General features: G+C 67.9%; 12 protein-coding genes. 5 read left to right on the forward strand and 7 right to left on the reverse strand.

From position 1 onward, the window contains the following. Nucleotides 1-133: 133 nt before the first annotated feature. The 5 genes from ACEN9N_RS24910 to ACEN9N_RS24930 all read right to left on the reverse strand — a co-directional run bounded on the left by ACEN9N_RS24910 (nucleotide 134) and on the right by ACEN9N_RS24930 (nucleotide 6,021). Nucleotides 134-1,303, reverse strand: coding sequence for an ABC transporter substrate-binding protein (locus tag ACEN9N_RS24910; protein ID WP_495654759.1), 1,170 nt, complete (start codon nucleotides 1,301-1,303; stop codon nucleotides 134-136). Nucleotides 1,304-1,430: 127 nt separating this feature from the next. Continuing rightward, nucleotides 1,431-2,246 carry an alpha/beta fold hydrolase gene (locus ACEN9N_RS24915; protein ID WP_495656420.1) on the reverse strand — a complete coding sequence of 272 codons (816 nt, stop codon included), beginning with the start codon at nucleotides 2,244-2,246 and terminating at the stop codon, nucleotides 1,431-1,433. Between the two features lie 154 nt (nucleotides 2,247-2,400). Continuing rightward, nucleotides 2,401-3,948 carry a benzoate-CoA ligase family protein gene (locus ACEN9N_RS24920; protein WP_007832646.1) on the reverse strand — a complete coding sequence of 516 codons (1,548 nt, stop codon included), beginning with the start codon at nucleotides 3,946-3,948 and terminating at the stop codon, nucleotides 2,401-2,403. Nucleotides 3,949-3,979: 31 nt separating this feature from the next. After that, nucleotides 3,980-5,530 (reverse strand): 3,4-dehydroadipyl-CoA semialdehyde dehydrogenase, encoded by a 1,551-nt coding sequence (locus tag ACEN9N_RS24925; protein WP_495654760.1) that lies wholly within the window; start codon nucleotides 5,528-5,530, stop codon nucleotides 3,980-3,982. Next, entirely contained in the window at nucleotides 5,527-6,021 is a 495-nt protein-coding gene (locus ACEN9N_RS24930) for a 4-hydroxylaminobenzoate lyase (protein ID WP_007832641.1), read from the reverse strand. The genes ACEN9N_RS24925 and ACEN9N_RS24930 overlap by 4 nt, the downstream gene beginning before the upstream one ends. A 163-nt stretch (nucleotides 6,022-6,184) precedes the next feature. Here ACEN9N_RS24930 and ACEN9N_RS24935 point away from each other — a divergent pair, with 163 nt between their 5' ends. The 5 genes from ACEN9N_RS24935 (at nucleotide 6,185) to ACEN9N_RS24955 (ending at nucleotide 12,556) form a co-directional block, all read left to right on the forward strand. Beyond that, nucleotides 6,185-7,132: a helix-turn-helix transcriptional regulator gene (locus ACEN9N_RS24935; RefSeq protein WP_007832639.1), complete on the forward strand. Its 948-nt coding sequence runs from the start codon at nucleotides 6,185-6,187 to the stop codon at nucleotides 7,130-7,132. Nucleotides 7,133-7,536: 404 nt separating this feature from the next. After that, nucleotides 7,537-9,213: a 2,3-epoxybenzoyl-CoA dihydrolase gene (gene boxC / locus ACEN9N_RS24940; RefSeq protein ID WP_495654761.1), complete on the forward strand. Its 1,677-nt coding sequence runs from the start codon at nucleotides 7,537-7,539 to the stop codon at nucleotides 9,211-9,213. Between the two features lie 34 nt (nucleotides 9,214-9,247). Continuing rightward, on the forward strand, nucleotides 9,248-10,675 hold the full coding sequence (gene boxB, locus ACEN9N_RS24945; protein WP_007832636.1) for a benzoyl-CoA 2,3-epoxidase subunit BoxB: 1,428 nt from the start codon (nucleotides 9,248-9,250) through the stop codon (nucleotides 10,673-10,675). A 140-nt stretch (nucleotides 10,676-10,815) separates the two neighbouring features. Next, entirely contained in the window at nucleotides 10,816-12,102 is a 1,287-nt protein-coding gene (gene boxA, locus ACEN9N_RS24950) for a benzoyl-CoA 2,3-epoxidase subunit BoxA (protein ID WP_413315010.1), read from the forward strand. A gap of 10 nt (nucleotides 12,103-12,112) precedes the next feature. Then, complete coding sequence (locus ACEN9N_RS24955) at nucleotides 12,113-12,556, forward strand: MaoC family dehydratase (protein ID WP_495654762.1); 444 nt, start codon at nucleotides 12,113-12,115, stop codon at nucleotides 12,554-12,556. Nucleotides 12,557-12,629: 73 nt separating this feature from the next. On the opposite strand, the gene ACEN9N_RS24960 is transcribed toward ACEN9N_RS24955, so the two are convergent. Beyond that, nucleotides 12,630-13,094, reverse strand: coding sequence for a hypothetical protein (locus ACEN9N_RS24960; RefSeq protein WP_007832630.1), 465 nt, complete (start codon nucleotides 13,092-13,094; stop codon nucleotides 12,630-12,632). Nucleotides 13,095-13,271: 177 nt separating this feature from the next. Next, entirely contained in the window at nucleotides 13,272-14,312 is a 1,041-nt protein-coding gene (locus ACEN9N_RS24965; protein WP_495654763.1) for an alpha/beta hydrolase family protein, read from the reverse strand. Nucleotides 14,313-14,374: the final 62 nt, after the last annotated feature.

Raw genomic sequence — 14,374 nt, forward strand, 5'->3', positions numbered from 1 at the left:
GAGCGTGGCGCGATAGCGCCCGCGATGTTCGGGAGACACCGCGGAACCGGCTTTGCCGGGCCGCAGGTGTCGCCCCCGGAGAGGGGGAAGGCGAAGCGACACGAAGTGTGCGCAGCCTGGGGGAGTGCCTTGTCTACATCCGGCAACCGCGAGCGGGGTCGGCGAGACCCTTGATCGCGGTGCTCACCAGCTTGTTTTCCTTGCCTTCTACCTTGCGCAGGTAGATGTCCTGCACCGGGTTGTGCGACTTACTCACCGTGAACGTGCCGCGCGGGCTGTCGATCTTCGCCTTCTCGATGGCGGCCGTGAACTCGGCCTTCTTGCCGATGTCGCCCTTGGTGGCGGCCAGGCCCACGCCCAGCATCTGCGCTGCGTCGTAGCCCTGCACGGCATACACGTCGGGCTGCAGCTTGAAGGCCTTGGCGTAGCCGACGCGGAAGGCGTTGTCGCGCGCGGTGTTGAGGCCGTCGGCATAGTGCAGCGTGGTCAGCATGCCTTGCGCGGCTTCGCCCTGCGCATCCAGGGTGCCGTCGGTCAGGAAGCCCGGGCCGTAGAGCGGAATCGTCTTGTTGAGGCCTGCGGCCTGGTAGTCCTTGACGAACTTCACCGCGCCGCCGCCCGCGAAGAAGGCATACACCGCATCGGGCTTGGCCGCCGCGATCTCGGTCAGCAGCGCCTGGAATTCCACGTTGGGGAAGGGCAGCGTGAGCTGCTTGTCGACCTTGCCGCCGTTCTTTTCGAAGCCTTCCTTGAAGCCTGCAACCGACTCGTCGCCGGCCGCGTACTTCCAGGTGATGGTCATCGCCTTCTTCTTGCCCTGCTGCTTGGCCGCCACCTCGCCCATCGCGTAGGCCGGCTGCCAGTTGCTGAACGAGCTGCGGAAGATGTTGGGCGCGCACATCGGGCCGGTCACCGCGTCGGCACCGGCATTGGGCACGATCAGCACGGTGCCGCTTTCCTTCGCGGCCTTGGCCATGGCCATGGCGACGCCCGAGTGCACGGTGCCCACGATCACGTCGACGTTGTCGCGCTTGATGAGCTTGTTGACGTTGTCGGTCGCCTTGGCAGGGTCGGACTCGTCGTCGACCTTGAAGTATTCGATCTCGCGGCCGGCGAGCTTGCCGCCGTGCTCGTCCACGTAGAGCTTGAAGCCGTTCTCGATGGCCACGCCCAGGGCGGTGTAGGTGCCGCTGTAGGGCAGCATCAGACCGACCTTGAGCTTGCCTTGCTGGGCGTGGCCCAGCGTGGCGATGCAGGCCAGGGCGAGGGCCGTCAGGGTGGTGCGGGCGATGCGGGTGCTCATGTGATCTCCTGGCGTGGTATTGAAATGAAAGGGGAACGGCTTGAAGACGGGGGCGACGGGTTGGGGCGCGTGTCTTCACGACGCGCCGCCGCTGGCGCAGATACTTTAAGGGTAAATCATTTATCTCTCAAACACGAGTTTTCCCTGACCGAGGATTCCGGTCGCCCATGAATGAAACGGTCGCCACTATCGCTTTTTCGGGCTGGTCGCGATGCGGGGAATGCCCGCAGTCAGGCAGCTCCAGCAGCTCGGTGCCCGGCACGCGCCTGGCGATGCCGCGAATCTGCGCGAGTGTGCCGTACTCGTCGTCAGTACCCTGCATAGCAAGAATCGGGCAACGGATGCCATCGAGCTCGGCTTCGATATTCCATTGCCTGAAAGGCGGATGGAGCCAGACGCGGTTCCAGCCCCAGAAGGCCGAATCGACGTCGTCGTGATAGCGGCCCAGCTTCTTCGGCAGGTCGGTCTCCAGGTAGGCCAGCCGGGCCTGCTCGATGTTGGCCAGCGTCACGTCCTCGACGAAGATGTGCGGCGCCAGCACCACCAGGCCGGCCACGCGCTCGGGAAAGCGCGCCGCATACAGCAGCGAGATCGAGGCGCCGTCGCTGTGGCCGAAGAGCCAGGGTTTCTCGTCGCCGAGCTCGAGCGCGGCGAAGAAGGCGGGCAGCACTTCATGCGCCTGGCGGTGCATGAAGTCGACGTCCCAGGTCTCGTCGCCGGCGCGCGGGGTGGAGCGGCCGTAGCCCGGGCGCGAGAAGACAAGGCCGCGGGCGCCGGCGGCTTCGCACAGCCGCGTCGGGAAATCCTTCCACATGGCGACGGAACCGAGGCCTTCGTGGAGGAAGACGATCAATGGCGCATCGGTGCGCTCCGGGGCGATCCATTGGCACTCGATGCGGACCGGGCGGCCGCGCCAGGTGATGTTGGCGAACGCCGTGCTCATCATGTTGCCTCCGGCTGTTGCTCCTTCCCCCTTTGGGGGAAGGTTGGGATGGGGGCAAGCGGTGCCTGCAAGGGCTGCGCGTGCATGAAGGCCGATGCCCCCACCCCGGCCCTCCCCCAGCGGGGGAGGGGGAAAGAGGAAGACGGGGTGCGTATCACGCCTGCTTTTCCCTCTCGCGCAACCTGAACCGCTGGATCTTCCCCGTCGCCGTCTTCGGCAGCTCGCTCACGAACTCCAGGAACCGCGGGTACTTGTACGGCGCGAGGCGTTCCTTGACGAAGGCCTTCAGCTCTTCCTCGGTCACCGCGGCGCCATCCTTCAGAACGACGAAAGCCTTGGTCTTCGTCAGCCCTTCGGCGTCCTCCTTGCCGATCACCGCGGCTTCCAGCACCGCCGGGTGCTGCATCAGCGTGGCCTCGACCTCGAAGGGCGACACGTAGATGCCGCTGACCTTCAGCATGTCGTCGCTGCGCCCGGCGTAGGTGTAGTAGCCGTCGGCGTCGCGCGTGTACTTGTCGCCGCTCTTGGTCCAGCCGCCCTGGAAGGTCTCGCGCGACTTCTCGCGGTTGTTCCAGTACATCAGCGCCGAACTGGGGCCGCGGATGTAGAGGTCGCCCACCTCGCCGTCGGGCACGGGGCGGCCGTCCTCGCCGCGCAGCTCGACCTCGTAGCCCTCCACCGGCCGGCCGGTGGTGCCGTAGCGCACGTCGCCGGGCCGGTTGGAGATGAAGATGTGCAGCATCTCGGTCGAGCCGATGCCGTCGATGATCTCGCAGCCGAAGTGCGCCTTGAAGCGCTGCGCGAGTTCGCCGGGCAGCGCCTCGCCGGCCGAGGAGCACATGCGCAGCGCCACGGCTTCGCGCGCCGGCAGCTTCGGCGAGGCGAGCATGCCGGCAAAGCCGGTGGGCGCGCCGAAGAACACGGTGGGCTTGTGCTCCACCCAGCGGCGGAAGGTGGCGTCGGGCGTGGGCCGTTCGGCCATCAGCACCACGGTGGCACCGACCGACAGCGGAAAGGTCAGCGCGTTGCCCAGCCCGTATGCGAAGTACATCTTGGCGGCCGAGAAGCACACGTCGTTCTCGGTGAGGCCGAGCACGGGCTTGCCGTAAAGCTCGGCCGTCCACCACAGGTTGGCATGCGTGTGGACCGTGCCCTTGGGCTTGCCGGTGGAGCCGGAGGAGTAGAGCCAGAAGCCGGGGTCGTCGGAAGCGGTCTGCGCCGGCGATGCCAGGGGCGGGGCGGCGGCGAGCGCGGCTTCGAATTCCTGTGCGCCCTCGGGCAGCGTACCCGCGGGCTGCGACACGATCAGCGCCTGCACTTCATGGCCGCCGCGCGCCATCGCCTGCTGCAGCGTCGGCAGCAGTGCGCCGGACACCAGCACGGCCTGCGCGCGGCTGTGATCGAGCATGTAGGCGTAGTCGTCGGGCGTGAGCAGCGTGTTGACGGCCACGGGCACCACGCCGGCATAGAGGCAGCCGAGAAAGCTCACCGGCCAGTCGTTGCCGTCGAGCATCAGCAGCAGCACGCGCTCTTCGCGGCGGATGCCTGCCGCCTTCAACGCGGCGGCGAGGCGGCGCGCGCGGTCTTCGAGCTGGCCGTAGCTCAGCGTGCCGCGGTCGTCGATGTAGGCGGTGCGATCGGCGCGGCCTCGGTTGAGGGCGAACAGGTGCTCGGCGAAGTTGAATCGTGTGGGCAGGGTCATGGTCTTGTCTCCTTCGGCCGTGTCTCTCGTTCTAGAGGCCGAGTGCGGCGAGCACGCCGGGGCTTGCCTGCACCGCGCTTCGGCGGTGATAGAAATCGAGCGCGCGCAGGCCGCCCAGTTCGGCGCCGCCGCCCGCGCGGCCGGGACCGCCGTGCATCGACATCGGCATCACGTTGCCGTGGCCGGTGTGGGCCTGCGCCACCTCGGGGGTGATGACGTGCACGCGGCCGTGGCTCGGTGCGACCGACAGCGCAGCTTGCGCGAGCGCGGCGTCGTCGCTGCCATACAGGGAGGTCACGAGCGAGCCCTGGCCGCGGTGCGCAAGTGCGATGCCGTGCGCGAGATCGCGGTACGGCAGCAGCGTGGCCACCGGCCCGAACACTTCCACATCGTGCACGCGCTGCGCCGCATCGGCGTCGCGCGCGCCCAGCAGCACGGGTCCGATGCAGGCGGCGACCTTCGGGTCGGCATCGATGAACGGCTTGTTGCGGCTGTCGTGCAGCACGGTGGTCTGCGTGGCCAGCGCGTCGAGGCCGTCGCGCACCGCATTCAGCTGTGCGCGGCTCACGAGCGAGCCCATGCGCACGCTCTCGCTGCGCGGATTGCCCACCGTGATGCCCGCGAGTTTGGTGCCGATGGCTTCGGCCGCGGCGTCGTACACCTCGGCCGGCACCAGGATGCGGCGGATGGCGGTGCACTTCTGGCCCGACTTCACCGTCATCTCGCGCACCACTTCGCGCACGAGCAGGTTGAAGGCCTCGCTGGCAGGCGCTGCGCCGGGCAGCAGCAGGGCGCTGTTGAGGCTGTCGGCCTCGATGTTCACGCGCACCGAGCGTTCGGCCACTGCGGGGTGCGAGCGGATCACCGCGGCCGTCTCGGCCGAGCCGGTGAACGAGGCCACGTCGAAAGGTTGCAGCGCATCCATCAATCCGGCCGAGCTGCCGCAGACGATGGACAGCGCGCCGGCGGGCAGCACGCCCGCGTCGACCACGTCCTTCACCATGCGCTGCGTGAGCCACGCGGTGGCCGTGGCGGGCTTCACGATCACGGGCACGCCCGACAGCAGTGCGGGCGCGGCCTTTTCCCACAAGCCCCACGACGGGAAGTTGAAGGCGTTGATGAACAGCGCCACGCCATGCGTCGGCACCTGCAGGTGCTGCGACTGGAACACCGGCTCCTTGCCGAGCTTGACCGCCTCGCCGTCGCGCAGCGCACGCACGTCGCCGAGCGTGTCGCCCCACTTGGCGTACTGGCCGAGCGTGAAGATCGCGCCGTCGATGTCGACGGCCGAGTCGTTCTTCACGGTGCCGGAGTTGGCGGTGGCGATGTCGTAATAGGCGTCGCGGTTGGCCTGCAGCACTTTCACGATGGCTGCGAGCAGCCCAGCGCGCTGGCGGTAGGTGAGGGCGCGCAACGCATTGCCGCCCTGTTCGCGGGCGAAGGCAAAAGCTTCGGGCAGGTCGAGGCCGGTGGCGTCGATGCGTGCGAGCTCGGTGCCCAGGACCGGGTCGAACAGGGGCGTGCCGGCGCCCGATCCGCTTTGCCAGCGGCCGGCGACGTAGTTGGGAAGGAGTTCGGTCATGGGGTGAACTTGATCTGCCCTTCGGGCAGCAGATAGAGAACGAGCGCGCGGCCTTGCGCCACGGTCGGGCGGTGCGCGGTGCCGGGCCCGTAGACGCACCAGCCTGCCGGGCGCCCGTCGAAGGTGGCGTCGGCGCTGCCCTCCAGCGGCATGATCAGGTCGATCTCGCCGTTGGGGTGCGTGTGGTGCGGGCCGGCGATGTCCTGCATGTCGACCACGTCGACCGAGAAGCGGTGCAGCGCGTCCTCTGCCTTGAAGACGCGGCCGTACCGGATGCCGCCGCCCTCGCGCTCGCACAGCCAGCCTTCGGCGACGCCGCCGATGCAGGCCTGGCGCAGCTGCTCGAAGCGGGCGCTGCCTGCGCCGTGGGTGGCGTTGAGCCACTGGTCGAGCGCGCTGTCGAGCGGCCTGCCGGCGATCTCGGCGGTCAAGCCTGCAATCAGCTGGTGAAATGCTTCCTTGCCTGTGGCGGCGGTGCTTCGGTCGGACATCGTGGGGCCTCGAACTTTTGAACTACCTTGCAGAATCTCTGCGTGTGCAGTATCTTGCGTGTGGCCGAACGATAAGCATCGAGACAATGAGTGTCAAGCAATATAGTGCATCCATGGTGTTTACCCTGAGCGCGCACAATTCCGGTGAAGAACGAGGAATTGCATGAACGAGCATGTAGACGCGGTGCTGGCCACCGCGCCGGAAAGTGGCGGCCCCGGCAACGGCCTTGCGCCTGCAGGAGAGGCGAAGAACCCGCTGCTGGCGGCATTGGGCGATCGGGTGCGCAACCTGCGCGCGCAGCGCGGCCTCACGCGCAAGGCCGTGGCCGTTGCAGCGGAGGTGTCGGAGCGCCACCTCGCCAATCTCGAATACGGCATCGGCAACGCGTCGATCCTCGTGCTGCAGCAGGTGGCCGGCGCGCTGCACTGCTCGCTGGCCGAGCTGGTGGGCGACGTGACGACCAGCTCACCCGAGTGGCTGCTGATCCGCGAGCTGCTCGAACACCGCAGCGAAGCCGACCTGCGCCGCGTGCGCGTGGCGCTCGGCGAACTGCTGGGCACGGCCTCGGTCGATCCGGCGCGGCACCGCCGCATCGCGCTCGTGGGCCTGCGCGGCGCGGGCAAGTCGACGCTGGGGCAGATGCTGGCGGAAGACCTCGAGATCCCGTTCATCGAACTGAGCCGCGAGATCGAGAAGCTCGCGGGCTGCAGCGTGCGCGAGATCCACGACCTGTACGGCACCAACGCCTACCGTCGCTACGAGCGCCGCGCGCTGGAGGAGGCGGTGCAGATCTACAGCGAAGTGGTCATTGCCACGCCCGGCGGCATCGTGTCCGACCCGGCCACCTTCAACGAGCTGCTCGCGCACTGCACCACCGTGTGGCTTCAGGCCGCGCCCGAGGAGCACATGGGCCGCGTGGCCGCGCAGGGCGACACCCGTCCGATGGCCGCCAGCAGGGAAGCGATGGAAGACCTGCGCCGCATCCTGAACGGCCGCGCCGCCTTCTATTCGAAGGCCGACCTGTCGGTGGACACCAGCGGCAGGACCTTGTCGCAGAGCTTCCAGGCGCTCCGTGCGGCGACCCGCCAGTCGATGGGTCTGGGCGCCTGAGTGTTCAGGGCGCGCTCAGGCCGACGGGGTACCTTGCTCCGCGAATGTCCTCCGGCCTGCGGCCTCCCCCTTTATTTCGCTGCGCAAGGCACCCCGCCGGCGTGAGCGTTCAGAGCACTGGTTGATTGGCTGCAAACCAGCAGCGTGCCCTGTGCGCAGGGCATCGGGTGCTCCCCGCAGCGAAATAAAGGGGGAGCCCGAAGGGCGGAGGACATTCGCGGAGGGGAGTACCCGGTGGCCTGCGCACTTCCCCGAATCCCCAGCCCAGCCCGAAATCTGAAAAAAAGTGCAGCAGGCATTGACTTGCCTACATGCATGCAGCATGATGCATGTCATCGGAGCAGTAAAGTGCACTATCTTTCCTGTTCACGGTTTCCGAACACTGCCCCACAGGAGACTTCCGCATGACCGACACCACCACGCTCCAGGCGCCCCCGCGCGTCGACTACCGCACCGAACCCGGCCAGTACCGCCACTGGTCGCTGAGCTTCGACGGCGCCATCGCGCGCCTCGTGCTCGACATCGCGGAAGACGGCGGCATTCGCCCCGGCTACAAGCTCAAGCTCAACAGCTACGACCTGGGCGTGGACATCGAGCTGAACGACGCGCTCAACCGCGTGCGCTTCGAGCACCCCGAAGTGCGCAGCGTGATCGTCACCAGCGGCAAGGACCGCATCTTCTGTTCGGGCGCCAACATCTTCATGCTCGGCGTTTCGGGCCACGCCTGGAAGGTCAACTTCTGCAAGTTCACCAACGAAACCCGCAACGGCATCGAAGACACCTCGAAGCACTCGGGCCTGAAGTTCCTCGCGGCCGTGAACGGTGCCTGCGCCGGCGGCGGCTACGAGCTGGCACTGGCCTGCGACGAGATCCTGCTGGTGGACGATCGCTCCTCCGCCGTGTCGCTGCCCGAAGTGCCGCTGCTCGGCGTGCTGCCCGGCACCGGCGGCCTGACCCGCGTGACCGACAAGCGCCACGTGCGCCATGACCTCGCCGACATCTTCTGCACCAGCGTCGAAGGCGTGCGCGGCCAGCGCGCGGTCGACTGGCGCCTGGTCGACGCGGTGGCCAAGCCCGCGCAGTTCGCCGCCGCCGTGCAGGAGCGCGCCTCGCAACTCGCGGCCGGCAGCGATCGCCCCGCCAACGCCAAGGGCGTGGCGCTGACCCGCCTGGAACGCACCGACAGCGCCGACGGCATCGCGTATTCGAACGTCAACGTGCAGATCGACCGCAGCAAGCGCACCGCGACCATCACCATCAAGGCGCCCACCGGTGCGCAGCCGGCCGACATCGCCGCCATCGAAGCCGCGGGTGCCGCCTGGTGGCCGCTCGCGATGTGCCGCGAACTCGACGACGCCATCCTCAACCTGCGCACCAACGAGCTCGACATCGGCACCTGGCTGCTCAAGACCGAGGGCGACGCCGCCGCAGTGCTCGCGTCCGATACGGTGATGCTCGCCCACAAGGACCACTGGCTGGTGCGCGAAACCATCGGCGCGCTGCGCCGCACGCTGGCGCGCCTGGACGTGTCCTCGCGCAGCCTGTTCGCGCTGGTGGAAGCCGGTTCGTGCTTCGCCGGCATGCTGGCCGAGCTGGCCTTCGCGGCCGACCGCACCTACATGCTCGCGCTGCCCGACGACGCCGAGCGCGCACCGAAGCTCACGCTGAACGAATTCAACTTCGGCTTCTTCCCGCTGGTCAACGACCAGAGCCGCCTGCAGCGCCGCTTCTATGAAGAGGCCGCGCCGCTCGAAGCCGCGCGCACCGCCGCCGGCAAGCCGCTCGACGCCGACGAGGCGCTGAAGCTCGGCCTCGTGACCGCCGCACCGGACGACATCGACTGGGACGACGAGATCCGCATCGCCATCGAGGAGCGCGCCGCCATGTCGCCCGACGCGCTCACCGGCCTCGAAGCCAACCTGCGCTTCGCAAGCAAGGAGAACATGGCCACCCGCATCTTCGGCCGGCTCACCGCCTGGCAGAACTGGATCTTCAACCGTCCCAACGCCGTTGGCGAAAAGGGCGCGCTGAAGGTCTACGGCACCGGCCAGAAAGCCGGCTTCGACATGAACCGCGTCTGACAGAACAGCAGTCCGTACAACCCAAGGAACAACGATGAGCACGATCAACTACAGCGAGAAGATCCCCAACAACGTCAACCTCGGCGAAGACCGCACGCTGCAGCGCGCGCTTGAGGGCTGGCAGCCCAACTTCATCAACTGGTGGGACGACGTGGGCCCCGAGGGCTCGACCAACCATGAGGTGTACCTGCGCACGGCCGTGAGCGTCGATCCGCAGGGCTGGGCCCAGTTCGGCCACGTGAAGATGCGCGACTACCGCTGGGGCATCTTCCTGAACCCGGGCGACGCCAACCGCGAGATCCATTTCGGCGACCACAAGGGTGAAAAAGCCTGGCAGGACGTGCCCGGCGAGCACCGCGCCAACCTGCGCCGCATCATCGTGACGCAGGGCGACACCGAGCCCGCGTCGGTCGAGCAGCAGCGCCACCTGGGCCTCACGGCACCGTCGATGTACGACCTGCGCAACCTGTTCCAGATCAACGTGGAAGAAGGCCGCCACCTGTGGGCCATGGTCTACCTGCTGCAGAAGCACTTCGGCCGTGACGGCCGCGAAGAAGCCGATGCGCTGCTGCAGCGCACCTCGGGCGATGCCAACAACCCGCGCATCCTGGGCGCCTTCAACGAGAAGACGCCCGACTGGCTCGCGTTCTTCATGTTCACCTACTTCACCGACCGCGACGGCAAGTTCCAGCTGGCCGCGCTGGCCGAGAGCGCGTTCGATCCGCTGGCGCGCACCACCAAGTTCATGCTGACCGAAGAGGCGCACCACATGTTCGTGGGCGAGAGCGGCGTGTCGCGCGTCATCGCGCGCACGGCACAGGTCATGAACGAGCTGAAGACTGACGACGTGCAGAAGATCCGCGCTGCCGGCTGCATCGACCTGGGCACCATCCAGCGCTACCTGAACTTCCACTACAGCGTGACTATCGACCTGTTCGGCGCCGACCAGTCGAGCAACGCCGCCATCTTCTACAGCTCCGGCCTGAAGGGCCGCTACGAAGAAGGCAAGCGCACGGACGACCACATCCTCAAGGGCCAGACCTACAAGGTGCTCGAGGTGAAGGACGGCCAGCTGGTCGAGAAGGACGTGCCGATGCTCAATGCGCTCAACGAAGTGCTGCGCGACGACTTCATCAAGGATTCGGTGGCCGGCGTCGGCCGCTGGAACAAGGTGCTCGAGAAGGCCGGCATCCCGACGCGCCTGACGGTGCCGCACAAGGCCTTCAACCGCCAGATCGGTGCGCTCGCCGGCATCAAGATGTCGCCCGAAGGCCGCGTGGTGAACGACATCGAATGGGCCGCCAAGCGCGACGAATGGCTGCCGAGTTCCGAAGATTTCGCTTTCGTGGCATCGTTGATGGGCCGCGTGGTCGAGCCGGGCAAGTTCGCCGGCTGGATCTCGCCGCCGGTGATGGGTATCAACCGCCAGCCGGTGGATTTCGAGTACGTGCGGTTCGGTTGATCTGGGATTTCGGTATTGCTCCTTCCCCCGCTGGGGGAAGGCTGGGATGGGGGCAAGCGGCGATAGCGCCCACGACAGAGGCCGCTTGCCCCCACCCAACCCTCCCCCAAAGGGGGAGGGCTTCAGGTTAGGAGAACAACATGGACATGGCCGTTGAAGCCGGGGTCATCAAGCAGCACCTGATCGACCCCGAGATCTGCATCCGCTGCAACACCTGCGAGGCGACCTGCCCCGTGAACGCGATCACGCACGACGACAACAACTACGTCGTGCGCGCGGACGTCTGCAATGGCTGCATGGCCTGCATCTCGCCGTGCCCGACGGGTTCGATCGACAACTGGCGCACGATGCCGGTGGTGCGCGCGTACTCGATCGAGGAACAGCTCACCTGGGAATCGCTGCCCGCCGAACTCTCGCCGGAAGAGCTCGAAGCCGCCGGCGTGTCCGCTGAAGTGGCCGGCGACCCCGCGGCGGCCTTGCCCGCGCAGACGCAAGCCCAGGCGGCCGCCGAATCGATCGAGCCGGCCTTCAATTCGGCGCAATACGGCGCCACCGTGCCGCCCTGGTCGGCCGCGCACGCGTACACCAATCTCTTCCCGCCGAAGACGCCGACCACCGCCACCGTGGTGGGCAACTTCAACTGCACCGAGGCCGGCTTCGACAGCGAGACGCACCACATCGTGCTCGACTTCGGCGTGGTGCCGTTCCCGGTGCTCGAGGGCCAGTCGATCGGCATCGTGCCGCCGGGCGTCGATGCCATCGGCAAGCGCCACCATGCACGCCAGTATTCGGTGGCCAGCCCGCGCAATGGCGAGCGGCCCGGCTACAACAACGTCTCGCTCACCGTGAAGCGCGTGACCGAAGACCACCAGGGCGACGCCGTGCGCGGCGTGTGCTCCAACTACGTGTGCGACCTGAAGGTGGGCGACACGGTGCAGGTGGTGGGGCCCTTCGGCTCGTCGTTCCTGATGCCGAATCACCCCAAGTCGCACATCGTGATGATCTGCACCGGCACCGGCAGCGCTCCGATGCGCGCCATGACCGAATGGCGCCGCCGCCTGCGCAAGAGCGGCAAGTTCGAGGGCGGCAAGCTGATGCTGTTCTTCGGCGCGCGCACGCAGCAGGAGCTGCCGTACTTCGGCCCGCTGCAGTCGCTGCCCAAGGACTTCATCGACATCAACCTCGCGTTCTCGCGCACGCCGGGGCAACCCAAGCGCTACGTGCAGGACCTGATGCGCGAGCGCGCCGCCGACCTGGCCGCGCTGCTGAAAGATGGCGCGAGCCACTTCTATGTGTGCGGCCTGAAGAGCATGGAAGAAGGCGTGGTGCTCGCACTGCGCGACGTGGCGAAGGAAGCGGGGCTCGATTGGGACACGGTCGGCGCTGCCTTGAAGCGCGAAGGCCGCCTGCACCTCGAAACCTACTAGGCCGCGGCGGATGAAGTTCGCCGACTTCCACGCGGGGCAGGTCATCGAGGCCGGGCCCTACGTGCTCACCGAAACGGAGCTCCTGCAGTTCGCACGGGCCTACGACCCGCAGTGGTTCCACACCGATGCAGAGGCGGCGGCCGGCAGCTCCTTCGGCGGGCTGATCGCCAGCGGCTGGCACACGTGCTCGATCGCGATGCGGCTGGCCGTCGACGCAGCGCTTGCTGGTTCTGAATCGTTCGCCTCGCCGGGGCTCGATCATGTGCGCTGGCCGAATCCCGTGCGGCCCGGCGATGCGCTGCGGCTGGTGGCCGACGTGACCGAGGTGCGCCGCTCCGAAAAGCGCCCGACGCTCGGCATCCTGCGCTGGCGCTGGCGGCTGTTCAACCAGCGCGAGCTGATGGTGCTCGACATGGCGGTCACCAGCCTGTTCAAGCTCAAGCCGGCCAACTGAGGCGTTCGCCCGAAAAAAAGCCCGCAACGCGCGAGCGCTGCGGGCTTTTGTCCGGCCGGGGCCGGCGGGCCGATTACTTCTTGATGTCGACGGCGCCCGAGCCCTGCGCCTTGCCGCTCGCCTTCGCGCCAGCGCTCCCCGGCTTCACGGCATTGGTGGCCGAACCCACGGCGCCGGTTGCGCCATTCAGCGTGCCGCCCACGGTGTTCGTTACGCCGCCTGCCGCATTCGTGGCACCGCTGACGGCGCCAGTGGCACCGCCCAGCACGCCACCGACGGCGTTGCCCACACCGCCTGTCGCGCTGCCGGCCGTGTCGGACGTGGCAGCGCCGGCATTCGTGTTCGCGCCTGCGGCCGCACCTGTGCGTGCCGCGGCACCGCCATGGGTGGAGCCAGCGCCTGCGGCGCCCGAGGTGTTCACGTCTGCATTGACCCCCACGCCGACCCCGACGCCTTGCGCCTGGGCTGCGCCGCCGATGGCCAGGAGGCCGGCGAGCACGGCGCCGAGGAAGATGCGGTTGTGTTGCTGTTGCTTCATGGGTGACTTTTCCTTTCGTAGCTGGTCACGATTTCAAGAACCGACCGGGGTTCGGTCGGCTCGGGTGCAACCATGGCCGGGCCGGCCTTTGTCGCCATGTGCGCCACAGCCGCCCACGCGTGTGGGAACTGGCTGTCGGCGAAACAGGAGGCTCGAACGTTGCCCCCGCGGTGCGAATCATGGCAGCAGATGCGTGCTGAAGAAGGCCGTTGTCTTCTGGTTAACTTCCGGTAACACGCCGGCGCGGTCGAAGCCCGGCGGGTCGTTGAGCAGGTCGCCGATCAGTCCCGTGAGGTCCGGCGGTAGCGGAGACAACAGCGAGCCGTGCCCACCGGTCGGCATGTCCGCGATCAGCTCGCAGCGCGGCAGGCAGGCCGCAAGCACCCGGTCGCTGTGGAAGCGCGGGATCAGCCAGCGGTCCTGCGCGGCGGTGATCAGGCCAAGTGGTACGCGCGGCGCCGCGAGCGAGGCCATGTCGAAATCGGCCGAACCCGGCACGCCTGCAACGATGGCGGCGATGCGCGGATCGGTGTGCTTGCGCGGCGCGGCGTCGTCGCCGAAGCGGTGGCGGATGAGGAGCAATGCGGCCCATTTCTTGATGCCGTCGAGCGGTCCGCCGGTCAGCCGCGTGATGAGGCCGACGCAGGACTGGAAGTCGTTCACCAGGTCGACCTCGCAGTGCTGCGCGAACGCGGCCGGCGACCAGCGCCCGCCCGCGAGGCTCAGGGCCGTGTGGCCGCCCGCCGACATGCCGTACATGCCGACCCTGTCGAGCCGCAGCAGCGGCGCGAAGCGTGGGTCGCGCGCCACCGCGTCGATGGCGCGCGACACCTCGGCCGGGCGCATGGTCCAGCTGTCGGGACCGGGGTTGCTGTCGTCCTTGTAGTTGTCGGCCTTGTGCTCGGGCATGGCGACGACGAAGCCGGCCTCGACGAGGCCGCGCGCGATGTCCGCGTGCACCCAGGGCGCGCCGCCCGAGCCGTGCGAGACGATCACCAGCCGGCCATTGCCGGGTGCCGGCTTGCCCTGCGCGGCCACGTCGAGCGTGAAGCGGGCACGCCGGGTCGGCTGGGGCGCGTCGGTGGACGGATAGAACACCGTGACCGGGCCGTCGCCGGGCGCGGCGGGAAGTTCCGCCATGCCCATCGAGGCTCGCGCCCAGCCGCAGCAAAGCGCGAGGAGCAGGAAGAAGAGAGAGGAAAAAGAAAGACGTCGCATGGGGTGGTTCCTTGCCTTTGAAGGCCCGCACGATGCCGGGACGCCGCCGTCGAGTCTTGCCG

This window comes from Variovorax sp. Varisp46 (assembly GCF_059491885.1).

Coding starts and splice junctions, on each gene's coding strand:
- ACEN9N_RS24965 (WP_495654763.1), bottom strand. CDS start 14,312: ATGCGACGTCTTTCTTTTTCCTCTCTCTTCTTCCTGCTCCTCGCGCTT.
- ACEN9N_RS24960 (WP_007832630.1), bottom strand. CDS start 13,094: ATGAAGCAACAGCAACACAACCGCATCTTCCTCGGCGCCGTGCTCGCC.
- ACEN9N_RS24910 (WP_495654759.1), bottom strand. CDS start 1,303: ATGAGCACCCGCATCGCCCGCACCACCCTGACGGCCCTCGCCCTGGCC.
- boxC (WP_495654761.1), top strand. CDS start 7,537: ATGACCGACACCACCACGCTCCAGGCGCCCCCGCGCGTCGACTACCGC.
- ACEN9N_RS24935 (WP_007832639.1), top strand. CDS start 6,185: ATGAACGAGCATGTAGACGCGGTGCTGGCCACCGCGCCGGAAAGTGGC.
- ACEN9N_RS24930 (WP_007832641.1), bottom strand. CDS start 6,021: ATGTCCGACCGAAGCACCGCCGCCACAGGCAAGGAAGCATTTCACCAG.
- ACEN9N_RS24915 (WP_495656420.1), bottom strand. CDS start 2,246: ATGAGCACGGCGTTCGCCAACATCACCTGGCGCGGCCGCCCGGTCCGC.
- ACEN9N_RS24925 (WP_495654760.1), bottom strand. CDS start 5,530: ATGACCGAACTCCTTCCCAACTACGTCGCCGGCCGCTGGCAAAGCGGA.
- ACEN9N_RS24955 (WP_495654762.1), top strand. CDS start 12,113: ATGAAGTTCGCCGACTTCCACGCGGGGCAGGTCATCGAGGCCGGGCCC.
- ACEN9N_RS24920 (WP_007832646.1), bottom strand. CDS start 3,948: ATGACCCTGCCCACACGATTCAACTTCGCCGAGCACCTGTTCGCCCTC.
- boxA (WP_413315010.1), top strand. CDS start 10,816: ATGGACATGGCCGTTGAAGCCGGGGTCATCAAGCAGCACCTGATCGAC.
- boxB (WP_007832636.1), top strand. CDS start 9,248: ATGAGCACGATCAACTACAGCGAGAAGATCCCCAACAACGTCAACCTC.